Source organism: Christensenella massiliensis (assembly GCF_040409835.1).
Taxonomy (GTDB): domain Bacteria; phylum Bacillota; class Clostridia; order Christensenellales; family Christensenellaceae; genus Christensenella; species Christensenella massiliensis.
On the sequence record NZ_CP117826.1, the window covers coordinates 643,762 to 670,436 of the forward strand.

The window sequence follows — 26,675 nt, forward strand, 5'->3', positions numbered from 1 at the left end:
ATATCTGTGAACTATACAAGAACACAAAAAAGAACGGATACTTTCGCATCCGCTCTTTTGTTCAATTTATGTCTGTTTTACAGAACCCGTTTTCCGCAGATAAATCTGCTCTGGAACCAAGATCCCATATTTCTAACAACAATTTGCCCGGAACTCGAGGAGGCATCAACGATTTGTCCGCCGCCAAGATAAATCCCTACATGTCCTGTTACGCAGACGATATCGCCTCTCTGCAGATTATCCCAGCTTACCGAGGTGTAACCCGAGTTTGCCCATCCGCCGGAGGTCATGTAGCCAATGCCGTTTCCGCTCTGCTTCAATGCATAATATACGAAACCGGAACAATCGAACACATCAGGACCTTTTCCGCCAAGCACATAAGGCTTTCCGACTTGCGCAAGCGCTGCGTCGATAAACGCCTCTACATCACCCGGATTTGCGGACGGCGCGCTGCCGCCGGAAGATGAACCGCCGCCGGACGAACTGCTTCCACCCGAGCTGCTGCCGCTGCCTGAAGAACTACTGCCGCCGGACGAACTGCTTCCGGAAGAACCGGAGGAGCTTTCTTCTTCCTCTTCTTCCTCCTGTGTAAATTCTTCAGACGGTTCAGCATTATCGGAGAACAGCACTTCTTTCGTCATATTCCCTACGCTTCCGTCATCGTCCAGTCCATTCATTCTCTGGAAATATTTAACTGCCTTTTCTGTATCCTCACCGAAATATCCTGTCGGAGACACATCATATCCAAGCTCCTGCAGACGTTCCTGAATTTCCCATACATCGTCGCCTTCAGCACCAAAAGCAGCCGAATACTCTTTCGCGCTGTCCGAGAAGATAAGAGCCTGTGTCTCTGGTCCGGCCGCGCCGTCAACCGTAAGGCCATTCTTTCTCTGAAAAGCCTGAACCGCTCTTAAAGTCGCCGGCCCAAAATAATTTGTCGGCTGATCCTCGCTCATATAGTGCAATTCCATCAATCTCTGCTGCAAAGCGGCTACGGAATCATCCGTAACACCTTCCGTCAGATTGATATATTGAGGAGTCGGCTCCGGAGTCGGTTCCGGTTCCGGCGCTGTCTTTGCTTCCACAACATCCGTTTCCGTTTCCTTATCCTCGGCTACCGTGCTCTCTTCAAGCGCGCTTGCACTCTCCGTCGTTTCCGTTAATTCTGGAGCAGATGCTGTAACCGCCTGTGTTTCAGGCTCCTCTACTGTATAATCAGCGACCTGTACCGCTTCCGGTGCCGCTTCCGGCGCCACTGTCTGAGCGGTATCACCATTCGCAGCCATAACCATAACAGGTACCATCACCGCTACGACTGCAACTGCCACAACGACCGTAAATCTCTTCTGATTTACTTTCCTCGCCGCATATCTGCGGGTCTGCCGCCGCACAGGATGCTGCATTGTTATTCTTGTTTTTCTTCCTGATCTTCCTGCGGCAGGTCCTGCCACCGTTTGAGAAAGTGAACCCTTTATCCGGGAAAGCCCGCCTTTTACTGCGTTTCCGGCCTTAGAGAGCCCCTCTTTAACATTAGATATAATATGGTTCATATTAATCTCCTCTGCTTTTTTACGAAGTTATAAATCGACCAGACTTTATAACTTTGTTTATTATACCTCCTTTCTGCGCAATTGTAAATAGTTTCGTAATAAATTATTCATAGTTCTTTCAAATCCATAGCTTTCAATACAATTTTCCGAAAAATCAGAAAAAATAAAATGCTTTCTATTCCGCTCCTACCGGACAGGCCGCCATGCAGATCCCGCACACGGCTCCTCTGCCGATTTCACGATACGTTTTTTTCATATATGCACTACACAGCTGCACGTCTAATATATCCTGAACCGGCGTTTTGTCTTTCCATGCCGTTCCGTAAAGCGCTCCGCTCGGACATGCCCTTACACAGCACCCGCATCTTCTGCACGGATTTTCAATTTGCTCTGCCTGCGGAACCGGCATATCTGTCATTACGGTTCCAAGGCGCACCGCCGCCCCGTATTTCGCAGTCACTAAAAGCCCGTTCATTCCGATCCCTCCCAATCCGCACAGCACAGCTGCTGTTTTATGCGGGAAAAGTCCTTGAAATCCATCTTTGCTGACAGATTGCGAAGCCGGAACATACAGCGCATCATAGCCGGCCTTTCGAATCGCAAGCGTCAGCCGGTAGGAAACGTGGTCGATGTAGGAATTGCAGGTCCGGTAATGATGAAAATATGTTTTGGTCGGACCCTCGGCTGCGATCTCCCGCACGACTGCACGCGGTAGGGGAACAGCAAAGGAGATCACATAAGGCAGTTCTTCATATACTCTTTGCCGAAAAGGCAGAAAGGCGCTCCCATACAATGTAATATAAGCGCCCTCCAAGATTTTTATATAATCCGATATCATTACTGCTTTTTCTTTTTGCTTATTTTCTGCACAATGACGACTGCCACGCAGATTGCGGCGATCACCACGAAAATCGATACCATGCCCTGCCACATAAGCTGAAGCGAGCCTGTAATTGCATCCATATTATTTTTCCTCCTAAATCAGCGTTGGTACAAGTCCAAGAATAACGCCGCCCGCAATGACGGAAGCGATCTGTCCGGAAACATTTGCTCCTACCGCGAACATCAGCAAGTGGTTTTGATTGTTCGCCTGAAGTCCCATCTTCTGTACAACGCGCGCAGACATTGGAAATGCGGAGATCCCGGCCGCTCCTACCATCGGGTTCATTTTCTTCTTGCTGAATATGTTCAGCAGCTTCGCAAACAAAACGCCCGCGATCGTATCGAAGAAGAATGCTACGAGGCCAAGGCACATAATGAGGATCGTCTGCACATTTACGAACGCTTCGGCCCGCATCGTAGAAGCGATCGTGATCCCAAGAAGCAAGGTGATCAGATTGACCAATACTTTCTGTGCCGTATCTGAAAGTGAATCGAGCACACCGCATTCCCTGAGCAGATTGCCGAACATCAGGAACCCAACGAGCGCGATGGAAGACGGCGCTACAAGACCGGCAATCATCGTTACGACGATCGGGAATAAAATTTTCGCGATTCGCGGAATATCTTCTCCGTGATATTCCATCTTGATCGCACGCTCTTTTTTAGTCGTTACCAGCTTGATCGCAAGCGGCTGTATGATGGGAACGAGCGCCATATATGAGTAGGCCGCCACGGCGATCGGTCCGACATAATTACTGCCCAGAACCTGCGAAACCAGAATAGACGTCGGGCCATCCGCAGCGCCGATAATACCGATAGAAGCAGCGTCTGTAAGCGAAAACCCCATTCCTGCCGCCGCGAATACGGTCAGAAAAATCCCGAATTGCGCCGCCGCACCAAAAAACAGCAGCTTAGGATTCTTAAGCAATGGTCCGAAATCGATCATAGCCCCAATTCCTATAAAGAGCAAAAGCGGCATTGCCTCCGATGCGTGGATCCCCACATCAAAAAGCCAGTCCACGATCCCTGTTACCGGGCCGATCCCTTCCATTACCTGATCGACGGCTCCCGAAAAAGGGATGTTGACTAAAATCGCTCCAAACCCCATAGGCAAAAGCAAGGCGGGTTCCAATTTTTTGGAAATCGCGAGATAAATCAATACGCCTCCCACGATAAACATGACCACTTGCTGCCATGTGAGCGCAGCAAAACCTTCCACCAAAAATTCCATTGGTCTCTCCTTTGTCGTAATATTTACTTTTCAACATCCAAAAACAGTATAGCATTCTCTCATTTCATTGAAAACATATTTTAGAAAAATTTTAGGCTTGATCTGTCATTTAAAGCTTTATTTTTCCGTTGCATGGCTTTTTCTAAAAACACTGTTGCATAAATATGCTTTTGTATTGCAAAAGCAATTTACCGAAGCAGAAACGCTCCGTTTGAGATCATTGTATGCAAAAGGCCGAATCTACTCCGGCCTTTTTGATCCGTCTATATTTTTTGATAGCCTGACTACCTGACGGCGACCGCACACAGCCAGCCTTTGTTTTGTTCCAGCTCTATGCGTACTTCCCGAAAACCTGCCTTTTTCAGCATGTCTTCCAGTTCTTCCGGCGTATTATTATGCATTTGGAGCGTTTTGACGATGTACTTATCCTCTTCGCTCTGCCCTTCGTGGTTATACATCTCAGCAATGACCGCAAAAACGGCGCCGTTTTTCATAACACGCCGAACCTCTCTGAAGTCATGGGAAAGGTCGGGCCAGAAATAATAACTCTCTACAGAAGTTACGATGTCGAACATACCGTCCGGAAACGGAAGAGCGGAAACGCTCCCATGGACGATCTCCATCTTTCCCATTTCAACATCTTCCCGGTTCTCCTGTTTGGCCATTTCAACAGAGGTCTCGGAATAGTCGAGCCCATACAGCCTGCCGTCTTTTGCCTTCTTCGAAAGTCTTCCCAGCGCTTTGCCGCCGCCGCAGCCGATATCGAGTACGACTGCCTGCTTGGCTATCTCGATCTGCGAAATCCCCCATGCGGTCAGCTCGGCATGGCTCTCGTTCATGCGCAAAATCGTTTCTTCCCCCAAAGCGCCTTCCGGTTTTTTGCAGTTTTGCAATATTTCATCGGGTGTCTTCATTTCTTATTCGCTTTCATTCGTAGTTGATGGTCCAGTATCCTCTTTCTGATGCGCAGGCTTTCAGGAGTCACCTCCAAAAGCTCGTCATCTCCCAAAAATTCGAGCATTTCTTCAAGGCTCATATTTTTAGGCGGAATCAGCCGCAGCGCATCGTCGCTTCCCGACGCGCGTACATTGGAGGCATGCTTTTTCTTGCAGACATTGACCACAAGGTCCTCATTTTTCGGTGATGACCCTACCACCATGCCCATATAAACAGGAGTGCCCGCTCCAATGAACAAAGTTCCGCGCTCCTGTGCGTTATACAAGCCATACGTTACCGCATCGCCCGTCTCAAAGGCGATCAGCGAACCTACGGAACGTTTTTCGATATCGCCCTTATACGGTTCATAGCCGTCAAAAACCGTATTCAGTATCCCTTCTCCGCGTGTATCCGTCAAAAATTCTCCGCGGTACCCAAATAAGCCCCGGGCAGGAATTTTAAACTCGATGCGCATACGCTCTCCCTGCGGTGTCATGTGGACCATTTCCGATTTGCGCGATCCGAGCTTTTCGATCACGCTGCCAACGCTTTCCGCCGGTACGTCTACAAGCAGCCGTTCGATCGGTTCGCACATGTGCCCGTCTATGGTCTTATAAAGCACTTTTGGTGCTCCTACCATAAATTCATATCCTTCGCGGCGCATCGTTTCGATCAGGATCGAAAGATGCATTTCCCCGCGTCCGAGCACCCGAAAGGTTTCCGGACTTTCCGTCTCGTGCACACCAAGCGAAACATCCTTGCGCAGCTCTGCCATCAAGCGGTCGCGCAAATGCCGGGACGTCACATATTTTCCCTCGCGTCCTGCAAACGGGCCATTGTTTACGGAAAACGTCATTTCCACTGTCGGTTCAGATATTTTGACGAACGGGATCGGTTCGAATTCATATGGTGCACATACGGTATTGCCGATATTTACGTTTTCGAGACCGGAAAACGCTACGATATCTCCCGCTTTCGCTTCTTCCACCGCCACACGCTTCAGACCGTCATATTGATAAATCGCCGTAACGCGTCCATTGGTGCACAGGTCTTCCACATGATAGTCGCACAGAGATACCTCCTGCCCCGTTTTGATCGTTCCCCGTTCTATCCTGCCGACGGCGATCCTGCCTACATAATCGTTATAATCGATTGAAGATACCAGCATTTGCAACGGGCCGTCCGGGTCTCCCTCCGGTGCCGGGATATAATCCAATATGGTATCAAACAGCGGCTTTAAGTCTGTTCCCTTCCGGTTCGGGTCCATTGTTGCCGTGCCTTCACGTCCGGAACAATAGATGATAGGGCTGTCAAGCTGTTCATCTGTCGCATCGAGCTCGAGAAGCAACTCAAGCACTTCATCCCCCACCTCATTAAGGCGTGCATCCGGCCTATCCATTTTATTGACTACAATAATAACGCGATGATTGAGCTCAAGCGCCTTTTGCAGCACAAAGCGCGTCTGCGGCATCGGGCCTTCAAACGAATCCACAAGCAGCAGCACACCATTCACCATTTTCAAGACGCGCTCCACTTCTCCGCCGAAATCTGCATGTCCGGGCGTATCTACGATATTGATCTTGACACCGTTGTAGTAAGTAGCTGTATTCTTTGCTAAAATCGTAATGCCGCGTTCCCGCTCCAAATCTCCCGAATCCATCACACGTTCGGCTACCACCTGATTTTCCCGGAAAGAACCGCCCTGCTTCAGCATTTCGTCCACCAAAGTCGTCTTCCCGTGGTCTACATGCGCTATGATAGCTATATTTCTTAAATCTTCTCTTAACACGTTCATTCTCCCTTTCTTCAAAACAATTTATTATATATCAAAAAACGCTTGTATGCAAGGGATACAGCCGGTATATCTATATGTTATAATGTAGAAAAAAGAAATGGGAGGCGTATAATGGAGCTCTTATCTCCTGCCGGCGGCTGGGACAGTCTGAAAGCGGCGGTTGAGAACGGCGCGGACGCCGTATATATCGGCGCTAAGAATTTTAGCGCGCGGAACTTAGCAGACAATTTCGAAGATATCGCAAAAGCAGTTTCGTTTGCGCACCGTGCCGGTGTAAAGCTTTATCTCGCCCTCAACACGCTTGTACGCGACAGGGAGATCCCCGCATGGCTGGATACCGCCAAAGCAGCCGCAGAAGCCGGTGCAGACGCCTTCATCGTTCAGGACCTCGGCTGCGCGATGCTTCTGAAAGAGCTTTGTCCTTCCGTCCGTCTGCATGCAAGCACACAGATGACCGCGCATAGCACCGCCGGGGTACGCGCCCTGAAAGAACTTGGTTTTGAACGCGTTGTACTCGCGCGCGAGCTTTCCTTCTCTGAGATCTGCCGGATACAGGAAAATGTCGATATCGATCTCGAGGTATTCGTTCACGGGGCCCTTTGCGTATGCTATTCAGGGCAGTGCCTGATGAGCAGCCTGATCGGCGGCAGAAGCGCTAACCGCGGCCTTTGCGCTCAACCATGCCGCCTCGATTATTCCGCAAACGGAAAAAAGGGGCGCCTGCTTTCTCCCCGCGATCTATGCCTGATCGATCATATTCTCCAACTGGACGAGGCCGGTATCGCCAGCGCTAAAATCGAGGGCCGAATGAAGCCGGCGCAATATGTTGGTACCGTTACCCGCATTTATCGAAAAGCGCTCGACGGTAAGCCAATCACGAAAGAGGATAAAGCCGAGCTTCTGCGCGTATTCAGCAGACGCGGTTTCACAGACCGTCCTTTTTCGGCCGAAATCCCCGATATTCTTCCACGGAGCCATTCCGCCTTGAAAGCACACCCGTCCGGGGCCGCAAGTATTGGTGCGGGTTTCAGTGAATACGCGCCTCTTAAAAAAGGTAAACCCAAAAAGCCGCGCAAGCTTGCGGCGCAGGTCTTAACGGAAGCACAGGCCCGTGCCGTTCTTCCATTGGTTGACATTCTTTATGTTCCCTGCCATGCGGGCTGGACTGGAGCGCTTGCCAAGAATAAAGCGCAGATCGTCGGCGTCCGTTCCCTTGTTTCGCATGACGGTGAGCACAGCGCCTGCGCTTCCGGGTTTGAGACGGAGCTGGTTTCCACTTTGGGCGCTTCGGATGCACCTCATAGAATATCCGACGCTTCTCTGCATGCCGCAAACAGCCAGACCTTAAAAGCGCTGCGTATGCTCGGCTGTGAAAGGGCAACGGTCAGTGTCGAGCTGAACGCGGCGCAGATATCTGATTTATCAGATGTCCTCCCCACTGAAGTGATTGCTTATGGAAGGCTTACCCTAATGACGACAAACCGCTGTCCGCTGCGCTGCGGCGATCCAAAGCACTGTGCCGCGCGAGCCGGTAAAGCGGTACTGACCGACCGTATGGGCAAAAAATTCCCCATCTTATATCTCGGGCCCGGCTGCCGCATCGCTCTTCTGAATTCCGCTCCCATCTATATGGCAGATAAATTGCCCCTGATCAGCGCCAATGTTCTGCGGCTCGTTTTTACGACGGAGACTCCCAAGCAGTGCGCTCGTCTCGTTCAGGAATATCGGGATGCCATGCACGGCAAAGCCCCCCGCGCGCTTCCGCGTGAATTCACACGCGGTCATTTTACACGGGGAGTAAAGTAAGCGAGTTTTTTCCTTGCTGTAAAACAGAAGCAGCCCCTGTTCTGTATGAGGCTGCTTCAGTTGTTATTTTTCTATCCCGCAGCGTCAGCAGATCATTCCCACTCGTTATTTTTCCACCGCTCAAATTTCGCACTTATCAGCGGCTCTACCTTGTCATAATTTTCCCATGTATCGTCATGAAGATAGACTGCAAACTCGGAATCCGTGTCTTCGCCGGATAAGGCTTTCGCAAAATCATCAATATAGGAAGAAACATAATATTCGCCGGTAAACTCCAGCGCTTCATCTGTCATAAATTCTTCCGGCAGCGTTTCATCCAAGTACTCCATCAAAAAATCCCGCCCTGTCATCTCACGGCTTTTAACGCGGTCCAAAGCATTGGAGAATTCTTCTTTCCAGTCCTCCTGTACATGATCATTTAAAATCAGCCACGCTAAATACATTCCAATATGCGTTCCTGCATTCTCGTAAGGAATACTGTCCGGGAATGTTACGGCGTGCCAATCCATTTTATCTACAGCCATTCAAATCATCCTTTCCATATCATGTGTCTGCGGACACGAGCGTATGCTGATCAGCAGGTAACTGCCAGCGTACTTCCCGTACGGTTTTTACACACTTCTATCGTTGTTTCTATGTTCTCCTGCAGCATCTGCACATGGGATATGATGCCAATAAGCTTCGAGCCTCCTCTTACACTGGCTAATACGTCAAGCGCATTTTCGATGGATGCGGGGTCAAGAGAACCAAAGCCCTCGTCGATAAAAAGAGCATCGATGTGTATTCCGCCGCTTTGCGCCTGTACGACCGCCGAAAGCCCGAGTGACAGGGCCAGTGCAACCAAGAACTTTTCGCCGCCGGATAAGCTTTTAACATTCCGCTTTTCGCCGGAATATGCATCGAACACCTCCAAATCGAGCCCTGCCTTTCTTGTCCGTCCGCTGCTTTCTATAGAGCGGCAAAGCTGATACCGCCCATCGTGGACCTTTTGGAGGAGCCTGTTCGCTTCCTGCGTGATTGCGCTGAGCATAACGCCTAAAACATACCGCTGTAACCCCACGCCGTTAGAGCCCCGCAAAATTCTGGAAAACTGGTCGAGCTCCACATATTTTTCTGTTATCTTCTTTAACTCCCCAGCCTTTTTCTTTATGATACCCTCTGCTTTGAGAAGCAGATCCTCCTCCGCTTTTATTTTTGCAAATTCCGCGTCCGCTTTCTGTTTCTCCCGGGCTTTTTGCTCCCATTCCTTTTGCATCTGCTCAATATCAAGACGTTCGACGCCATGTAACCGTTCTGCCAGCGTCCGCTCATTTTCTTCCGTTATTTTCCGATCGATAGCATAGCTCTGTATCCTCTCTTTTTGCTCTTTCAGCCGCTCGTCCGGCAAACAGGCCGCTCGGAATTCTTCGTCTGTCTCAAAGCCCTGCGTTCGGCAGGCTGTCCGAAAATTTTCCATAGCACTTTCAAATGCCGCATGCGCCTGTTCCGCTTCCTCCCGGAATATCTTCCGGGAATTGACAGCTGTATTCCGTCCTGTTTTGAATTCCTCCGCCCTTTCCAGCCATTTCTTCGGGTCTCCGCCACCCTTTTTGCTTTTTTCCCCTTTTTGTGATTCCGCACCCAGTTTCCGGAGTCCATTTTTACAGCTCTCTTCCTGACGCTCAAGAACAAACAACCGCTTTTCCTGTTCGGCGATCTCCTTTCTGATTTTCCGTAAATCCTGCTCTGCCGCTTTGACCTCCTCCTGACCAACAATACGGCCCGCGCGTACAGCTGGATGTGGATGATGGATGCTCCCACATACCGGACATTTCTTTCCTTCCTCCAAGGCTTCTGCCAGCATCCCCGCCGTATTTTCGATATAGCCTGAAAAAAGCTCCTGATATTGCCTTTCCTTCTGCCCTAACAAGACCTCGCTGCGTATTTTTTTCTCATTTTCCTCTTTTCGTTCCTCTTGCAATTCATACAGAACTCCGTAAAGCGCTTCTATGCATTCTTCTATTTTTCCGCTAAAGTCTTCTATCGTTTTTTCAGCTTCCTGCGCTTTCCGATCACATTCCTGCCACCGTTTTTGCAGCGCGACCGTTTCTTTGCGCAACGGCAGAAGCTGCGCCGCCGCTTCCGCAAGTCTGCAGCTTTCCTCTAAACGTCTGATCTCCTTTTCCTGCGCCCGTATAACGGCTGCCTTCTCCTGAGCCTGCTTCCATTCCTGAAACATACTTTCTACTGTCTGTGCACCGGTTACAGCTTTTTCAGCTGCCGCAGCCTGTTTTTCTGCCTCCTCGCAGCGTTTTTTCAACTCTACCAGCAATTCTCTTTTTTCCCGGGCGCAGCTCTCCAGCTCCTCCTGCGTTTCGCAATCATATTGATGCAAAACAGATTCGATTCCCTGCTCTGCAGTATCCTTTTCCCGTCTGCATTCCAGCGCCTGCCCGCAAAGCCAGTCTGTGACCCGCTGCCATTTTTCCGCTTTGAACAGAGTCACTAATATTTTTTCCTTTTCGGCCGAATCTGCGACCAGAAGCTGCTCAAACCTTCCCTGCGGCAGGAGGATCACCTGCCTGAATTGATCGTAAGTAAGCCCTAACAATTCTTCTGCTTTTTGGCGTATATTCTTGATCCCCGGATTTTCAAAAAACGGTTCATATTCCCCGCTTTCATTCAAGAAAAAAGCATTTTGGGATACCTGCAGCTCTTTTTCGCCGTTTTTTTTGATGCGGGTGCGTACCGTACGAAGAAAACGGTATTTCTTCCCGTTGATCCGAAAGATGAAATCCACCTTTGTATCCTGCTCATCTGCCGCAAAATCGCTTCGCATAGCTGTGATATCTCCCCGCAGACCGCCGCTGCTTTCCCCAAACAAAGCATAGGCCATCGCATCGAGCACCGTCGTCTTCCCGGAACCGGTTTTACCGTGGATCAAAAACAGCCCCGCGCGTTCAAGCGGACAAAAATCGATTTCCTGCCGCTCCACATAAGGGCCGAATGCCTCAAACACAAGCCGCTCCGGCATCATTGCATATCACCGTCCTCTTCCTGCGCGGAAAGCGCTCTCCGAAACCATTCAAGCTGGCGTTCGTTCGGTTCCTCGCCTGTATGTTCCCTGTAAAACATTTTCATGATATCCTCCGGCTGCAGACTTTCTGCTTTTTCTATAGAAAGAGACGATTCCATATTTTTTAACTGTTTTCCCGAAAGAGAAAGCAGATTAGGATAGAAGCTGCGAAATAGGTTCAGAATTTCTACATGTGGATATTCATCCTTTAATTCGATTTTGATATAATCCTCCCGTTTATCATCTGTTTTGGCCCGATTGAGAAGCTCCTCGTAATTTCCGTTCAATACGCGCAGATCATGTTCCATCGCGAGCGGTATCTCTGTTCTTGAAAAATCTTCCGTATCGATAACCGTTACACTCTTTTTCGTATTTGCTTCCGCAAAGGAAAACTTGACCGGCGAACCGCTGTATCTTATATTTTCTCCAATATCCTGCGCACGGTGCAGATGTCCAAGCGCAACATAATCGAACGGCGCAAAAGCCGCCGCGCCCACCATGTTGGCTCCCCCTACCATTGCCGAGCGGTCGCTTTCGGTTGGTTCCGCCCCCGTCACAAAGCAATGCGCTGCCAATATATTGTGTTTTTTCTGATCTGTTTTTATATGGTCTATTACAGCCCTCATCGCCGCATCATATCCGTTTATCTCGCACTCCGGATAAAGATAGCGTACCTCATCGATGGAAAAATAAGGCAGGAGATAAAAAATATTTTCTCCTATCTCGATTTGCTTTATGCCATCCCGTAGTCTTCCCGCAACAAATAATCCCGCCTGCTCGAGCAAGGCATTGCAGGACGCAAGGCGTGCGGCTCCGTCATGGTTCCCTGCGCAGACCATCACCGTCTTTTTCTGCACGGCGCAAAGCTCTGTCATCGCTTCATTATAAAGTGCGATCGCATCTGCATTTGAAACGGCATGGTCAAAAATATCGCCCGCTATGATGACCGCATCTATTTTTTCTTCAACCGTGATACGGTACAGCGCTTTAAGAAACTTTTCCTGCTCGCTCAGCAGCGGCATGTTGTTCAGAGTGATCCCCAGATGCCAATCTGAAGTGTGTAGAATACGCATAAATTCCCTCCGGAAATATCATATCATATTTTATTTGCGTATCACAAAGCGGGCATCCTAAGAAAAGCTCCCGTATCCGGGAGCTTTTCTGCGATTAATATGCCAATTCAAGAATATTGCGGATATCCGCTTCATTTAGTACGGCGAACCGGCCTACCGTTCCTCCGTTATTTTCAGCACAGCGATGTGCAAGCTCGTCCAATACAGATTTATCATTGATGCCAAGATCACGCAAAGAAGTCGGCATACTGATGGATTGCAGGAAGAACATCAGCCGCTTCACGCCCTGCATCACGGTCCAATCCGGGTCGTTTCCATCGTATTCAACATCAAATACGCGCATTGCAAACTGGATAAAGCGCTTTGGCGCTTTTCTATATACATATTTGATCCATGCAGGGAAAACAACAGATAGACCCGCGCCGTGCGACACATCATATTTAGCGGAGAGCTCATGCTCAATATTATGTGACCCCCAATCTTCCTCACGCCCCATTCCAAGCGTTCCGTCGTGCGCGATCTTGCAGGCCCACATGATCTCGGCCCTCGCGTCATAGTTTTCAGGGTCTGTTACGGCTTGTTTTGCGTTCCGTACCAAAGAGCGTATGACTCCCTCGCACATCCTGTCTACCACGTCTGTATGCTCTGTTTTTGTAAAATAACGCTCCATAACATGCGCGATCGCATCTGCGATCCCCGCCGCTGTGTGATAGGCAGGTACGGTATAAGTCAGTTCCGGATTCAAAATAGAAAAAACAGGACGACACCGCTCGTCTCCATAGGCAAGCTTAGCCATCGTTTTTTCATTTGTAATGACCATACCGTCCGAAGATTCACTACCCGCCCCCGGTATCGTCAGTATGGTTCCGATCGGAAGCAATGCCTGTGCGGTTTTCTTTCCAAGAAAATAATCCCAAACATCATCGCTGTTCGGCGTGCCGCAGGCGATCGCTTTCGCTGAATCGATCACGCTTCCGCCGCCTACAGCCAGTATGAAACCAATCCCTTTTGCACGGCAGAGATTGATGCCCTCATATACCAGTTCAAGACGAGGATTAGGCTTTACCCCGCCCAGTTCAAATACCGTGATGCCTGCAGCCCGCAGAGATGCACGCACCCTATCTAAAAGGCCCGATCTCTCTGCGCTTCCGCCGCCGTAGTGCAGGAGCATTTTGTCACAATACTTTGCCGCTTCCTGTCCGCAAAGCAGCTCTGTTCCTTTGCCGAATATCACTTTTGTCGGATTATAAAAAATATCATTATCCATTCAGGCGTTCCTCCTGTTTACGGCTGTTGTGCCGGTTTGTTTAAATTTATTCTATTATGATATACACCCGATGTCAATTGAATAAACGTTGCTTCCAAAAGCTTTTGTGCCGGCAAATTTGAAACACACACTCCTATTTTCAGGCAGCGGTCCATTTTCTTATTTATTGATAAGAAGCAGACCAACTACGCACACGCCGATCCCCACAAGCTGCCGAGGCGATACCGATTCTTTATAGGCCAGTAAGCCTACAATGAGCAAAACGCAGGCAAGGCTGATATTCGCGACCAAAGAACCCGCGCTTACCTTCCATCCTGCCCGGTAAAGACTGATATAACCAAATTCCAGCGCTACGACTGAGATCCCCAGTACGAAAGAGGTCCAGTTTATATGAGACAGCTCGGCAATCAAATTTTTTTGGCTGGATGTAATATAAAACATAAAAATAGAAAGCACAAAGCAGGTAAAATAAGTCACCGTAAGCGATGCAAAGGCGTTTATTTTTCCCGGCATCGATTTTGTGCTGATATTATAGAATGTATTTGCTCCTACAACAAGCAAAATCGGCCAAAGCATATTCCACATAGAATCTCCTCCCTCCAGAACAAAAAACCGCAAACAAAAAACCTTTTGTCTGCGGTAGGTGTTCACCCGAATGAAACCGTAATCATAAATTTTATTTTGATTGTATCACGCAGGGCCATGGCTGTCAAATCAATAGGGCTGAACAAAAATTTTTGCTCCTCTGATTCTATCGATATCGGCTGCCGCCCGTAATATAAAAAGCCGTCCTGCCCCTTAGGCATCGGACAGCTTTTTCACATTGCGGTCAAGGACGTTCAAAATCTTCGATCGATTTTGAAATATTATGCGGTATCGGGTCCCAGCCGATTTTCTTGAATAACGCTGCGATCGAGATCGGGATATAGGTCAGAATGAAAAACGGAAAAGAAAATGTATACAATACTTTTTTGACCGGACTAGTATCATGTATCTCTTTCCACTCCGTAATCGTCGTGATGAGTCCAACCAAATAGAGCATGATGTAGAAATTAAACAGAGACGTCAAAATAGCGGACGTCGTAGTCGAAAAAATCAAATGCTGCAGATAAAAGCTGGAATTCATCATACCGTTTACAAGAAAGCAGGCATTTACCAAAATACTGGCAAGGGAAACAAAAATCGCCGGCGCGATCGTAATAAACATATCATAGCATGCAAAGCGCCTATCTACTGTAAATCCTTTCACAAGACCCTTTACATACTTTCCAAGCACCTGATAGAAACCTTTGGACCACCGAAGACGCTGTGTCCACGATTGCTTCCATGTACAGGGCTGCTCATCATAAATTTTAGCATCTCCGCAATAGCCGATCGTCTCTCCATGGATAATACTATCCACAGAAAATTCAATGTCTTCCGTCAGCAGATGATGCTTCCATCCATTGTTCTTCTGTATGATATCATTATGGATCAGGAAGCCAGTCCCCGATATCGCACAGCTCGTTTTCAGCATCATGCGCGGGTTGTTGAGATATTTGGATTCGCGCAGGAACCATAAGGAATACCCTGCCGATATCCAATTCGTGCCATAATTCTTTGAATTGCGATAACAGGTGAGCACACGATAGCCTTTATCGAATAATTTGTTCATTTCGGCAACATAGTTTTCATCGAGCAGATTATCGGCATCGAATACGAAATAACCCTCAAAGGCATCCTTTCCGTAATCGCGTTTGATTGCATTAAGGGCAAAGCTTAAAGCATAACCCTTTCCGATATATTTTTTATTATAGCGCTCATAAACAGTCGCCCCTGCCTCTCGTGCAACATCGGCCGTATCATCTGTGCAGTTATCGGCGACTACAAAAATGTCGATTTTATCCTGTGGATATTTCTGTTTTTTGATACTGCTGATCAGCTGACCGATCACAGCGCTTTCATTGCGAGCCGCGATCAATACGGCGAAATGATGATTCTTCAATGCCTTTTCAGGCTTTTTCGGTTTTTTAAACAGGGCGATCACAACATAAATCGCTTGATAAGAATAAAGCGCGGTGAAAAGTATAAACATCGCCAGATTGAAGTTAGTAATGAATGATAGCAAGTTAAGACCTCCTTCGCCATGTGGTTCGCGGAACCGACTTTTTCACACAAGTCCAAATTATAGCACGGTAATGTGTCTAATTCCATACGTAAATTTTGAACATTTCATTAACTTCGGCAAGATGCCGGATTACCGCTTTAATATAACCGGAAAGCCCTGAGAATAAAACGTTAAAAATAGGATAAAGCAGGAATATATCGTTTTTCGCTTAGGAAATCATAGAAAAGCAATTGACTTTTAATGGGCTGTTTGCTATAATTTTTAATTGTCAGCCGAGGCTGGAATGTTTTAAAAACGTTGTGCCGCAAGTGCTATGCGCCTGTAGCTCAGTTGGATAGAGCAACGGCCTTCTAAGCCGTGTGTCAGGGGTTCGAATCCCTTCAGGCGCGCCAGAAAGATAATAAGGACATGGTGGGTATAGCCCAGTTGGTTAGAGCGCCAGGTTGTGGCCCTGGAGGTCGTGGGTTCGAATCCCACTACTCACCCCATTTTTCTTTTATCTTGAGCGTTGGGGTATCGCCAAGCGGTAAGGCACTGGATTTTGATTCCAGCATTCGTAGGTTCAAATCCTGCTACCCCAGCCAAAAAAAAATTTCTGCGAAAGAAAAAAGACTATACATACTTTTGCAGTTATGATATAATAGTTCACGTCTCATATAGACGACCCACTAGCTCAGGTGGTAGAGCACTTGACTTTTAATCAAGGTGTCCGGAGTTCGAGTCTCCGGTGGGTCACCAGAAAACTGCTTGAACAAAGGGTTTCAGGCAGTTTTTTTATTAGTAACATCTGAATCAAAGAATAAATTGCTCTAATCTGAAAAGACAAATATATAAAAAGATAAATTCCTATAAAATATAGGAATTTTCTTTTTCATTATCCTACAAAAAGAGCTATACGGCATATATAACCATAAGTGAAAAGCAGGAAAGAAAGACTTGAAAATCCCGCTAATCATCCCCAGCAGCGTAGCTTTTATCCTATTTATGATGGCAATATCTCGAACAACCATATAATAAATCTGATGGCAACAATCACCATTCCAGCAATTGTAAGATTCTTAAAAAATTTAATATCGTTTGATATTTCCCCTAACCTGTCATCTAAAATCATAGCTTTCAATTCTGCGTCATTAGGGTATTCCAAATAATAGTACTCCCCTGCATCTTCTTCATAGGATTCCCAAAATTCTTTTTCCATTGTCTTTCGCTTCGCGGCATCGTATTCTTGTTTGCTTATTATATACCGCGTTGCATATTTCCTTTTCAGATCATCAATATACTTTTTCATGTTTCTTCCTCACTATCAGTATTCTTCTTTAATTCTATATAAAATCAGCGCAATAGTCAACTTATATATATTTTCGTGTACTCCTATTAGGTACATATTTCTTTTAGAATGTTTGTGAGGTAAGCCATGAACCAGTTAAACGAAAGATTAAAAGAATTGCGAAAAAACCATAATCTAACACAACAACAGGTTGCGGAACGTTTAGGCATTTCAAAGTCTATGGTTAGTTCGTATGAAGTAACGCACCGTTTGCCATCTTATAAAATACTTCTAAAATTTGCGCATCTATACCATACGTCAACAGATTATCTTTTAGGCTATAGCAAAGAGCCAAGTATCAATGTAAAAGGGTTGTCAGATGATGACGTAAGAATCGTAACCGAATTGGTAGAGCGGCTGCGAAAAGATGATATATAAGGTAAAAACCGCTTGATAAGCGTTTTTTTTCTTGTTTCAATTCCGGAATGTTAATATGCGTTGCTTGTAGCAATGGTCAGTTCCTTATACAATAGCCGCAAAGACTGAAAGAAAGAAGGGATTCTTAATGTTAAATGCCAATATAAAAGCGATCAGAAAATCAAAGGGACTCTCACAGGAAGAGCTTGCCGTCAAGCTGAATGTGGTGCGGCAAACGATCTCTAAATGGGAGCAGGGATTGTCAGTCCCGGATTCCGATATGCTGATTTCCATAGCAGAAGCGCTTGAAACCCCCGTAAGCATTTTGCTTGGAGAAACTGTTGTTGAGTCGGGAAGCGATGATTTAAAAACGCTTTCCGAAAAACTGGAGATCATAAACCTGCAGCTTGCGCAACGAAAGGCTGCGAGGCGGAAGATGTTTCATTGGTTGCTTATCTCGTTGTGCGCGTTCACAGCAACGGTCTCGGTAGTTTTGATCATATTAAATAGTCCTTACCTGAACTGGGATTACAGCGACCCCGAAACCGCCGTTGCCGGAGCGGCTTTTCACGCATTTGAATGGTTATTTGTCAGATTCGCACCGGCTATCCTTATCGGCGCGGTCATCGGGAGCGTCTTGACGCGTAAAAAAGCATAAGACTCCTCCGCTTTTGGAATGCAGCTTAAATCGCAGAGCCCCGTTTTTTCAAATTTATATACGATTTGAATCGTAAATGTATGAAAGCGGTGTTATCCCCGTTCGAGGTCGATTCGAAATTCGTTGAGGTCTCCTCTGTATTTTGCGATAGAATATTCTACCGGCATTCCATTTTTTGTGTAAGACGTTGTATACACTACATAGATTGGAGAACCTTCCGGTATTCCAAGAAGCTTCGAAAGCTCTTCATCTGAAAGAGCTACTTGAAGCCTGCGGGATACCCGGTGTACGACTATCCCAAATTCTTCCTCCAATGTTTTGTACAAAGAATTCTTTCCCCAATCGACCGCAAGCAGCCCCTTAAACTGTTTTGCCGGAAGGTGGGTCCTCGTATATACCATAGGCTCGTTGTTCGCATATCGTACACGATTGATATATACGCAGGAGGAACGGCCGTCCAGTCCTAATTTCTCCAAGATATCCCTATCATGCGTAAGCCCGGAATCCACTACGATCGTAGACGGCTGCAGCCCTTTTTTCAGCATTTCGTCGTTATAGCTTTCTATAACCTGAAAAAAACGCCCCTCTATTTTAGGCTTAGCAATAAACGTTCCCTTTGCCTTCTGCCGTTTCAGACGCCCTTCCGTTACGAGTTCGCTGAATGCCTGCCGAATCGTTGCCCGGCTGATGTTCAATATACTGCAAAGCTCTTCTTCTGTCGGAACGGCATCTCCCTCTTTTAGCTTTCCGTTCTCTATATTCGTGATCATAAACTGCTTCAATTGGTAATACAATGGAACAGGAATATCCCTGTCCAATTTTAACTGATAATATACCGGGTTCATTCCATCGGTCCTTTCAGATGTCGTCGTGGGTTGAATTATCTTATATATTATACAATATTTCAAACATACGGGCAACAGGCCCCTGCGGGCCTGCTTTTCATATTGCGTCTGCAGTTTTTAATTTTGGTATGACCCCCACTTTTCCAATGAGCAGAGTCGCATAATGAAGCAGCCCGTCATTTGATGCGCCTGCACTTCCGGGGTTTACAAGCCATACGCCCTCCTCGAATTCGCAGTACGGCGTATGCGTATGTCCAAACAGCGCCGCCTTCACTTCCCGCTCACATGCATGATAGAAAAGCCTGTCATAAGAATATTTGACTTTATAAAGATGTCCATGGGTAAGCAGTAGTTTATTTCCCATCAGCGTGATCTCATCTTCGGTATTGCCCGCATCTCCAAAATCACAGTTTCCTTTTACGCATATCACCTTTGCCCGGGTTTTTCGGTCGATATAGCGCGCATCTGCAATATAATCCCCCAAATGGAAAATATAGTCTGCATCCGTATTTTGCTGTAATATCCGGTCGACCGCGCCTTTATTTCCATGCGTATCGCTTAAGACAAGCGCATGTATATACTGTTCCACTCAGTTCTCCTGTATTCTTTTCTGCAAGCTTGCAAGCGCTTTTGCACGATGACTTATTTTATTTTTGATCTCCGGCGCGATCTCCGCAAAGGTTTTCCCATATTCTTTCACGAAAAACAGCGGATCGTATCCAAAGCCGTTTTCTCCGCGGGGTTCATCGATGATCTCACCCTCGGCCCGTTCCTCTACATATATTTTTTCCTCTCCGCTGTTCGCAAGAACAAGGGCGCAAACGAACCACGCCCGTCTGTTCTCCTTATCCTTTACCATCGCAAGAAGCTTTTCATTATTCTTTTTATCATTTGCGCCTTCTCCCGAAAAACGGGCTGAGTAAATCCCCGGCGCCATATCGAGCGCTTCTACACACAGGCCGGAATCGTCGGCTAACACATCTCCCTCCACTATTTTGCTGATCTCAACCGCTTTTTTCCGCGCATTTGCGTGAAAGCTGTCTCCGTCCTCTTCAACCTCAGCATGGATCCCTGCGTCTTTTAAGGATTGTATCTCATCATAAAAATCTCCAAGGATCGCCTTGATCTCGCGAACCTTTCCCTGATTATTCGTCGCAATAATAAGCCTTTTCATATCGTGATCCCCTCTTCTTTCAAAATTTCTTTCTGACGCTCTATGATTTGATATATCCCTTTTTTGCACAGGGCCATCAGCGCCATAAATTCGTCTTCCGTAACAGTACGTTTTTCCCCGCAGATCTGTATTTCCCCGATATTTCCGTCGTCTGCTGCTACCATATTCATATCTGCCTGCGCGCTGCTGTCCTCCGTATAACAGAGGTCGAGCATAGGAACGTCTCCCACGATTCCAGCGGAAACAGCTGCGATATGTTTTTTGACCGGCATTTTCTGTAATGTTCCCGCTTTCCGCGCATGCGCAAGGCACAGGGCGGCCGCTAAAAATGCGCCGCTGATGGAAGCAGTCCGTGTCCCTCCATCCGCATTCAAAACGTCACAATCGATATAGACCGTATACTCCCCCATGTCTGCAAAATCGCATACGCTGCGGAGCGAACGGCCTATCAGCCGCTGTATCTCGACTCCCCTGCCGTCCTGCCGCATACCGTCGCGTTTTTTGCGGTGCGGCGTTGAAGCGGGCAGCATGGAATATTCCGCTGTAAGCCAACCGCTGCCTGTGCCTGCAAGGAACGGCGGTACTCCCTCTTCCAGCATAGCCGTACATAATACCTTCGTATTCCCCGTACTGATCAATACGCTTCCGTGTGCATTTTTCAAAACATTAACTTCAATATCCAGTTTTCGCAGCTCGTCGAGTTTTCTGCCATTATTTCGCATTGTTTTCTCCTGTTTCTTATTTGCTTCATTTTAACACAATTCCTGTGTTCATACAATTGGATGTGGTATAATAAAACGAACGGAGGCGTATTATGACATTAGATGGATTGACTTTACATATATGTGTTTCCGAGCTGCGCAAACGCTGCTCAGATGCTAAAATACAAAAGATTTTGATGCCCGGCCGTGAGGAGATCGTCCTGCAGCTTTATTCAGCGGCCGAGGGAACTCTGCGCCTTGCCTTGAATGCCAACGCCGGCGATTGCTCCCTTTATCTCACACAGCAGGTAAAGGAAAATCCAAAGGTCCCTCCTGTATTCTGCATGTTTTTGAGAAAGTATCTTACAGGCGCGCGCATTGCAGATATCAGCCAACGCGGCCTTGACCGGATCGTCATTTTTACACTGGAAACCAAAGACGAGCTCCTGCACCCCATTACGCTAAAACTTATTATTGAGATCATGGGGAAATATTCCAACATTATCCTGACAGACGAAAACGATCGAATTTTGGACAGTATACGCCGCGTATCCATCGATATGAGCAGCAAGCGGCAAATCCTCCCGGGGGTACATTATGAGGATCCCCCGCAGACAAAGTTCGACCCCCTCGCGCTCTCTCTGACGACGTTGTCCGAAGCGCTCAGAACACGGCAGGAAACTAAGATCGTTCATCACATGGTTTCTGTATTTGACGGTATGTCTCTGCAGACTGCGGAAGAAATTCTGTACAGATCCAAAATAGAAGCGTCGCTCACCTCCGAGCTGACGCCGCGCCTTGCAGACCGTCTTGCAGAGCATATCCATTGCTTTTTTACAGAGGCGGCAGAGCATCCGGAGCCTTGCGTACAATTCAACGCTGACAAAATGCCCGTCTTTTTTTCCTGCATTCCTTATGAGATCTATCCTGCCGAAACGCGCAGAAAATTTATATCTGTCAACGAAATGCTGGATTTTTATTATGGCCGACGTTTAGAGCTTGCGCGGATACGGCAGCAGCGCGAATCCCTCTATAAGTCGATACACAAAATTTATACCAAACTGCAAAAGCTTTCCGGAATCTACGAAGCGACCCTGCGCGACGCTGCCAAGGAATCCAAACTGCAAAAGCGTGCCGATCTCATTACAGCGAACATCTATCGTCTCAAAAAGGGTATGAAAGAGTTTGAAGCCGTTGACTATGAAACCGGAAACACCGTGACGATTCCTCTCGACGTGTCGCGCACACCGCAGGAAACGGCGCAAAAGCTATATAAAAAAATCGGAAAACTGAAAACCGCCGCCGCTATCAGCAGTCAGAAATTAGAGGACGCGCGGGAAGAGCTCGAATTCTTAGAGGGGGCTCTTCATTTTACGGAGAATGCGGAAACGTCTGAGGATATCGCCGACATTCGGCATACTTTGATTCGCGCGGGTTATTTCGCCGCTCCCCCCAAGGGCAAAAAGGCGCAGGAAACACAGTCGCTTCCCCTGCGGTTCCGTTCTCCGTCGGGATACGAAATATTCGTTGGAAAAAATGATCGGCAAAACGATTGGCTCACCATGCGGATGGCTACACGCGAGGATATTTGGTTCCATGCACAAAAAATCCCCGGCTCTCACGTACTGCTTGTAACAAACGGCACCCCGCTCGAGCAACTCGACGATGCGACCGTTGTGATGGCCGCCGAGCTTGCCGCAGCGCACTCCCGCGCTCGCCAGTCCGGCAAAACGCCTGTCGATTATACACAGCGTAAAAACCTCAAAAAGCCTCCGGCTGCACGACCGGGCAAAGTGATTTATGACGATTATTTTACCGTCTATATAGATGCGGAAAAGGGGAAAACATATTTGCCCTCGGAGGATAGCTGATGGATATCCGCAGTGAGATCTATGACATATTTACAAGCGGGATAGATCGAAATGAAAACCGGAATATTCTGATTCCGGATAAATATATCGTCAAGCGCGGCCATTCCCCAAATGGATGGTATTCCCTTTCCAACAAAGACCGTATCCGCGTTCAGCTTTCTCCTGTTGTAAATACGTGGGATTATGTTCAGTTGAATGAGCTGATGTTTCTTTGGTATGACGGAGATATTTTAAGGAAAATAATCGCTTATGCCGATTATCCGGACGGAAGCACGCGCGCCTATTTTGAGGGGGATCTCCATATCACATCTATCATACGCCGCAGGATACCTCCTACCGTTCTCACGCGTAAATATTGCAGTATATGCGCAGATAATATTCTGGGGCGGGAAATTCGCAGTTTTTATGTAAATCTCGGAGAAAAAGGTGCAGGGAAAGGCTTTTATGATGCCCGCCTGTATGACAAGCGTCTTTTATATCATGGCTCTCTTCCTGCGCACATCGACGGCATCTGGCCGTTCAATCAATGGTTCCAGCGCAGCCTGCGCTTTCACGCTCCCAAATATTCCGAACTTCCCTCTTCTTTAGAGTGAATAGCTGTAAAAAAACAGCCGTGAGTCTCCACGGCTGTTTTCTGTTTTTGTTACTTTACCGGCAGTGTCCGGCTGCCCGGTTTTACGAGCGGCATCCCCGTCTTGCAGATCGGGCACTCATCTGCTTCATAGGATCTTACTTCCATGGAGAGCACCGCCCGGAACGGCACACCGAAATCCACCTTCCCGGCGCTTCTGTCCACTACGCTCCCTACGCCAACGACCTCTGCTCCCATTTCTGTAAGAAGCGCGATAACCTCCTTAACGGAGCCTCCCGTCGTTACAACATCTTCCGTGACCAATACCCGCGTACCTTTTTCTACAGAAAATCCGCGGCGCAGGGTCATTTTTCCATTTTCCCGCTCTGCGAAAATATTTTTTACGCCAAGCTGCCGAGCCATTTCGTAGGCCATGATGATCCCGCCGATTGCCGGGCCAACTACAAGGTCTATCTTCATATCAGAAAACTGCTCTGCCAGCTGCGCGCAAATCTTTTCCGATACGTCCGGATATTGGAATAATTTTGCACATTGCATATATTTATCGGAATGTCTTCCCGACGTAAGCAGAAAATGTCCCTCCAGCATTACTTCCTTTTCTTTAAAAATCGCTATAATCTCTTCTCTCGTCATTGTATCTCCCTCTCTATTCTATACTCAGCGAACCGGTCAGTTCCCGGACAGCCTGAAGTCCTTCTTCCTGCGCGAAGCGCTCCAGTTCTCCTGCAATATTTTCTGCCGCAGCCGGATCACGCATCGTTGCTGTTCCCACCATAACTGCGTCTGCTCCGGCGATCATGAATTCTGCGGCATCCTCTCCTGTCATGATTCCTCCCATACCGATGATCGGAAGGCCAAGCTTTGCCTGATAGACTTCCCATACCATACGCAGAGCGACCGGCTTTACCGCCGGCCCGGATAAGCCGCCCGTTATATTTGCCAGCACAGGCCGCTTCGTATGTGCGTCTATCGCCATTCCCGTCAGAGTATTGATGAGCGACAGAGCATCTGCTCCCCCGTCCGAAGCCGCACGCGCCATTTCTGCAATATGTGCGACATTGGGCGTCAGTTTCACGATAATGGGCTTTTTTGATATCCTCTTGATTTCTGAAACTACTCCATACAATGTTTTTGCATCCGTCCCGAAGTTGACGCCGCCATGTTTTACATTCGGGCAGGACACGTTGATCTCATAAAGCTCGATCTCCGTATCGTTAAGACGTTCCGTAACATAAAGGTAATCCTCAACGCATGCTCCTGCGATATTGGCGATCCTGACCGTATCGATATTTCTGATGCGCGGCCAAATCGTCCGCAGAAATTCGTCCACTCCCGGATTTTGGAGCCCGACCGAATTCAATATCCCACTTGCGGTCTCTGCTATACGTACCGGCGGGTTTCCCTGTCGTTCCCCGCGCGTAAGCGCCTTCAGGCCAACCGCACCAATGCCGGAAAGCTCCATATACGGCGCATATTCTTCCGCAAATCCGAATGTGCCGGAGGCGGTAATGACCGGATTTTTCAATTCAACTCCGGCGATCTCAACACGCATATCAGTCATATAGGGAATCCACCTCCCGTATTGGGAATACCGGTCCTTGCAGACACACTTTTTTGTGCTTTCCGCCCACTTTGCAGACACAGGTCGCACAGCCCCCTGTACCACAGCCCATACGCTGCTCTAAAGAAACAAATGCAGGAATACCGCCTATCTTTTCCACCACCCGCGCAAGAGAGCGAAAGAACAAATGCGGTCCGCAGGCCAAAATGACGTCCGGCGCTCCGCTTTTTTCGATTTCCTCAAGCAATACGTCTGTGCAGAATCCTTTTCTGCAATAGCTCCCGTCATCCGTCGTCACATACGTTTTGGCAAACGCTTCAAAATCTTTCACCTCATATACACAGCTTTTACTGCGGTAGCCGAGAAATGCCGTATATTCCCTGTCCGGATATTTACACGTCAGGGATTTTAAAGGCGCGATCCCGATACCGCCTCCAACGAGCCATACTTTTTTCATGCTGTCTGTAAGCTGAAAACCGTTTCCGAGCGGCATAAGCACGTCTATCACATCATTCGGATGTACGTATGAAAGACGCTCGGTTCCCTTTCCGACAACATTGTAAGCAAGATGCACTTCTTTTTTTGTACTGTCAACATAGTTGATGCTGATCGGCCTGCGCAGCAAAAGCTCTCCGGCGTTTGGTATCTCTATATGCGCAAACTGTCCCGGCCGAAAAAGACGAATAACCTCTTCTGCACACGTCAGCCTCATCAGATAGGTGTTTTCAGCAATCAAGCGGTTCTCCAACACCCGCTCCGCAAACTGCTTCTTTATCATGTCCGTCTCTTCCTGTCAATCAATTCAATGAACTCATCAAATAAATAGGCTGTATCCTCCGGCCCCGGCGCTGCCTCCGGATGGAATTGGACCGTAAACATCGGATAACCGATATATTTTACGCCTTCTATCGTCTGGTCGTTCCAGTTTTTGTGCGACACAACGGCGCATGCCGGAAGCGACCTGCTCATGATCGTATAACCATGGTTCTGCGACGTGATATAGACTTTGTTTTTCTGCATATCCTTGACGGGATGATTCGCTCCCCTATGGCCATATTTCAGTTTTTCCGTATCGGCGCCCATTGCAAGCGCCACCAGCTGATGTCCGAGGCAAATCCCAAAAATAGGCATTTTCCCAATCAACTGCTTTAGGTTTTCGATGATTTCCGTATTGACCTTAGGGTCTCCCGGCCCGTTCGTCAGCATCAGGCCGTCAAAGCCGCCTGCAAGAATCTCCTCCGGCGCCGTGCGTGCCGGGAATACAGTAAGCGCGCAGCCGCGCTTTTCAAGGCTGCGCAAAATATTGCGTTTCAGTCCGAAATCCAATACGGCTACCTTGCGTTCCCCGTCACAATAACAATATTTTTCCCTGCATGTCGTTACTTCCACGGGACGTTCCACTTCAAACACTTTCATCTCCTCGATCTGATGGACGGATGGAGGAACCTGTGTAATGATGCCATGCATCGTTCCTTTATCACGAATCTTGCGCGTCAACTCGCGCGTATCGATCCCCGCCAAGCCAACGATTTGATAACGCTCCAAATATTCCTGCAGCGTTTCCTTACAGTTCCAGTTCGACGGCTCTTTACACACTTCACGCATCACAAATGCCCGCACCTGTGGCCTCGCTGATTCCGAAACGGCTTCGTCGATCCCGTAATTTCCGATCATCGGGTAGGTCATCGTTACGATCTGTCCGCAATAGGAAGGATCGGTCAGAACCTCCTGATATCCCGTCATTCCCGTATTGAAAACGACCTCGCCCATAATATCGACTTTTGCACCAAAGGATTCTCCTTTAAAGATCGTTCCATCTTCAAGTGTCAAATATGCCATTCTTTTCTGCCACCTCCGTAAGGCTTCTTTCCTTTTTCTATGCAGCCC

At 47.8% G+C, this 26,675-nt stretch carries 26 protein-coding genes and 4 tRNA genes; 9 read left to right on the forward strand and 21 right to left on the reverse strand.

The genetic code is table 11. From position 1 onward, the window contains the following. Nucleotides 1-77: 77 nt before the first annotated feature. The 6 genes from PUP29_RS03105 to typA all read right to left on the reverse strand — a co-directional run bounded on the left by PUP29_RS03105 (nt 78) and on the right by typA (nt 6,388). Complete coding sequence (locus PUP29_RS03105) at nt 78-1,550, reverse strand: peptidoglycan-binding protein (RefSeq protein ID WP_079547287.1); 1,473 nt, start codon at nt 1,548-1,550, stop codon at nt 78-80. A gap of 175 nt (nt 1,551-1,725) precedes the next feature. Beyond that, nucleotides 1,726-2,388: a 4Fe-4S double cluster binding domain-containing protein gene (locus PUP29_RS03110; protein ID WP_079547286.1), complete on the reverse strand. Its 663-nt coding sequence runs from the start codon at nt 2,386-2,388 to the stop codon at nt 1,726-1,728. Beyond that, entirely contained in the window at nt 2,388-2,513 is a 126-nt protein-coding gene (locus PUP29_RS03115) for a hypothetical protein (protein WP_353423831.1), read from the reverse strand. Before PUP29_RS03115 ends, PUP29_RS03110 begins: the two co-directional genes overlap by 1 nt. A gap of 13 nt (nt 2,514-2,526) precedes the next feature. Then, the gene (locus tag PUP29_RS03120; RefSeq protein ID WP_079547285.1) at nt 2,527-3,663 is read right to left on the reverse strand and encodes a sodium ion-translocating decarboxylase subunit beta; all 1,137 of its coding nucleotides are present in this window, start codon (nt 3,661-3,663) and stop codon (nt 2,527-2,529) included. Between the two features lie 284 nt (nt 3,664-3,947). Continuing rightward, nucleotides 3,948-4,577 carry a class I SAM-dependent methyltransferase gene (locus tag PUP29_RS03125; protein ID WP_079547284.1) on the reverse strand — a complete coding sequence of 210 codons (630 nt, stop codon included), beginning with the start codon at nt 4,575-4,577 and terminating at the stop codon, nt 3,948-3,950. After that, nucleotides 4,574-6,388, reverse strand: coding sequence for a translational GTPase TypA (typA, locus tag PUP29_RS03130; RefSeq protein ID WP_079547872.1), 1,815 nt, complete (start codon nt 6,386-6,388; stop codon nt 4,574-4,576). Before typA ends, PUP29_RS03125 begins: the two co-directional genes overlap by 4 nt. A 117-nt stretch (nt 6,389-6,505) precedes the next feature. On the opposite strand from typA, the gene PUP29_RS03135 reads away from it, so the two are divergent. Further along, nucleotides 6,506-8,200, forward strand: coding sequence for a U32 family peptidase (locus PUP29_RS03135; RefSeq protein ID WP_079547283.1), 1,695 nt, complete (start codon nt 6,506-6,508; stop codon nt 8,198-8,200). 92 nt (nt 8,201-8,292) lie between these two features. Here the strand turns inward: PUP29_RS03135 and PUP29_RS03140 are convergent, their stop codons facing one another. The 6 genes from PUP29_RS03140 to PUP29_RS03165 all read right to left on the reverse strand — a co-directional run bounded on the left by PUP29_RS03140 (nt 8,293) and on the right by PUP29_RS03165 (nt 15,702). Next, on the reverse strand, nt 8,293-8,724 hold the full coding sequence (locus tag PUP29_RS03140) for a hypothetical protein (RefSeq protein ID WP_079547282.1): 432 nt from the start codon (nt 8,722-8,724) through the stop codon (nt 8,293-8,295). A 50-nt stretch (nt 8,725-8,774) separates the two neighbouring features. Further along, on the reverse strand, nt 8,775-11,216 hold the full coding sequence (locus PUP29_RS03145; protein WP_079547281.1) for an AAA family ATPase: 2,442 nt from the start codon (nt 11,214-11,216) through the stop codon (nt 8,775-8,777). Next, nucleotides 11,213-12,328, reverse strand: a complete 1,116-nt coding sequence (locus PUP29_RS03150) for an exonuclease SbcCD subunit D (RefSeq protein WP_079547280.1) — start codon at nt 12,326-12,328, stop codon at nt 11,213-11,215. The genes PUP29_RS03145 and PUP29_RS03150 overlap by 4 nt, the downstream gene beginning before the upstream one ends. Before the next feature lie 94 nt (nt 12,329-12,422). Beyond that, entirely contained in the window at nt 12,423-13,595 is a 1,173-nt protein-coding gene (locus tag PUP29_RS03155; protein ID WP_079547279.1) for an iron-containing alcohol dehydrogenase, read from the reverse strand. A gap of 159 nt (nt 13,596-13,754) precedes the next feature. Then, nucleotides 13,755-14,180 (reverse strand): EamA family transporter, encoded by a 426-nt coding sequence (locus PUP29_RS03160; RefSeq protein WP_079547278.1) that lies wholly within the window; start codon nt 14,178-14,180, stop codon nt 13,755-13,757. Between the two features lie 244 nt (nt 14,181-14,424). Next, on the reverse strand, nt 14,425-15,702 hold the full coding sequence (locus PUP29_RS03165) for a glycosyltransferase family 2 protein (protein WP_353423832.1): 1,278 nt from the start codon (nt 15,700-15,702) through the stop codon (nt 14,425-14,427). A gap of 315 nt (nt 15,703-16,017) precedes the next feature. Between PUP29_RS03165 and PUP29_RS03170 the strand changes: the two genes are divergently transcribed. From PUP29_RS03170 to PUP29_RS03185, 4 genes are all read left to right on the forward strand, one after another. Beyond that, nucleotides 16,018-16,094, forward strand: a tRNA-Arg gene (locus PUP29_RS03170). Nucleotides 16,095-16,113: 19 nt separating this feature from the next. Beyond that, nucleotides 16,114-16,190, forward strand: a tRNA-His gene (locus PUP29_RS03175). A gap of 21 nt (nt 16,191-16,211) precedes the next feature. Next, nucleotides 16,212-16,286, forward strand: a tRNA-Gln gene (locus tag PUP29_RS03180). A 78-nt stretch (nt 16,287-16,364) separates the two neighbouring features. After that, nucleotides 16,365-16,440: transfer RNA gene (locus PUP29_RS03185), tRNA-Lys, on the forward strand. 244 nt (nt 16,441-16,684) lie between these two features. Here PUP29_RS03185 and PUP29_RS03190 read toward each other — a convergent pair. Further along, nucleotides 16,685-16,990, reverse strand: coding sequence for a hypothetical protein (locus tag PUP29_RS03190; protein ID WP_079547277.1), 306 nt, complete (start codon nt 16,988-16,990; stop codon nt 16,685-16,687). 126 nt (nt 16,991-17,116) lie between these two features. Between PUP29_RS03190 and PUP29_RS03195 the strand changes: the two genes are divergently transcribed. Both PUP29_RS03195 and PUP29_RS03200 read left to right on the forward strand, forming a co-directional pair. Beyond that, nucleotides 17,117-17,407 (forward strand): helix-turn-helix domain-containing protein, encoded by a 291-nt coding sequence (locus PUP29_RS03195; RefSeq protein WP_079547276.1) that lies wholly within the window; start codon nt 17,117-17,119, stop codon nt 17,405-17,407. Between the two features lie 127 nt (nt 17,408-17,534). Further along, nucleotides 17,535-18,044, forward strand: a complete 510-nt coding sequence (locus PUP29_RS03200; RefSeq protein WP_353423833.1) for a helix-turn-helix domain-containing protein — start codon at nt 17,535-17,537, stop codon at nt 18,042-18,044. A gap of 92 nt (nt 18,045-18,136) precedes the next feature. Here the strand turns inward: PUP29_RS03200 and PUP29_RS03205 are convergent, their stop codons facing one another. From PUP29_RS03205 to rph, 4 genes are all read right to left on the reverse strand, one after another. Then, nucleotides 18,137-18,889 carry a GntR family transcriptional regulator gene (locus tag PUP29_RS03205; RefSeq protein ID WP_079547262.1) on the reverse strand — a complete coding sequence of 251 codons (753 nt, stop codon included), beginning with the start codon at nt 18,887-18,889 and terminating at the stop codon, nt 18,137-18,139. Nucleotides 18,890-18,986: 97 nt separating this feature from the next. Further along, nucleotides 18,987-19,478: a YfcE family phosphodiesterase gene (locus tag PUP29_RS03210; RefSeq protein ID WP_079547261.1), complete on the reverse strand. Its 492-nt coding sequence runs from the start codon at nt 19,476-19,478 to the stop codon at nt 18,987-18,989. After that, nucleotides 19,479-20,063, reverse strand: a complete 585-nt coding sequence (locus tag PUP29_RS03215; RefSeq protein ID WP_079547260.1) for an XTP/dITP diphosphatase — start codon at nt 20,061-20,063, stop codon at nt 19,479-19,481. It lies immediately after the preceding gene. Beyond that, complete coding sequence (gene rph, locus PUP29_RS03220; protein ID WP_079547259.1) at nt 20,060-20,785, reverse strand: ribonuclease PH; 726 nt, start codon at nt 20,783-20,785, stop codon at nt 20,060-20,062. Before rph ends, PUP29_RS03215 begins: the two co-directional genes overlap by 4 nt. 92 nt (nt 20,786-20,877) lie before the next feature. On the opposite strand from rph, the gene PUP29_RS03225 reads away from it, so the two are divergent. Both PUP29_RS03225 and PUP29_RS03230 read left to right on the forward strand, forming a co-directional pair. After that, the gene (locus PUP29_RS03225) at nt 20,878-22,635 is read left to right on the forward strand and encodes an Rqc2 family fibronectin-binding protein (RefSeq protein WP_079547258.1); all 1,758 of its coding nucleotides are present in this window, start codon (nt 20,878-20,880) and stop codon (nt 22,633-22,635) included. Next, nucleotides 22,635-23,228, forward strand: a complete 594-nt coding sequence (locus PUP29_RS03230; RefSeq protein WP_079547257.1) for a hypothetical protein — start codon at nt 22,635-22,637, stop codon at nt 23,226-23,228. Before PUP29_RS03225 ends, PUP29_RS03230 begins: the two co-directional genes overlap by 1 nt. Before the next feature lie 50 nt (nt 23,229-23,278). Here the strand turns inward: PUP29_RS03230 and pyrE are convergent, their stop codons facing one another. From pyrE to PUP29_RS03250, 4 genes are read right to left on the reverse strand one after another with little or no spacing between them, the layout of a single operon-like run. After that, the gene (gene pyrE, locus PUP29_RS03235) at nt 23,279-23,860 is read right to left on the reverse strand and encodes an orotate phosphoribosyltransferase (protein WP_079547256.1); all 582 of its coding nucleotides are present in this window, start codon (nt 23,858-23,860) and stop codon (nt 23,279-23,281) included. 13 nt (nt 23,861-23,873) lie between these two features. After that, nucleotides 23,874-24,788, reverse strand: a complete 915-nt coding sequence (locus tag PUP29_RS03240; protein WP_079547255.1) for a dihydroorotate dehydrogenase — start codon at nt 24,786-24,788, stop codon at nt 23,874-23,876. Then, nucleotides 24,781-25,566 carry a dihydroorotate dehydrogenase electron transfer subunit gene (locus PUP29_RS03245; protein ID WP_079547254.1) on the reverse strand — a complete coding sequence of 262 codons (786 nt, stop codon included), beginning with the start codon at nt 25,564-25,566 and terminating at the stop codon, nt 24,781-24,783. Before PUP29_RS03245 ends, PUP29_RS03240 begins: the two co-directional genes overlap by 8 nt. After that, entirely contained in the window at nt 25,563-26,627 is a 1,065-nt protein-coding gene (locus tag PUP29_RS03250; RefSeq protein WP_079547253.1) for a carbamoyl phosphate synthase small subunit, read from the reverse strand. The genes PUP29_RS03245 and PUP29_RS03250 overlap by 4 nt, the downstream gene beginning before the upstream one ends. Nucleotides 26,628-26,675 lie beyond the last annotated feature (48 nt).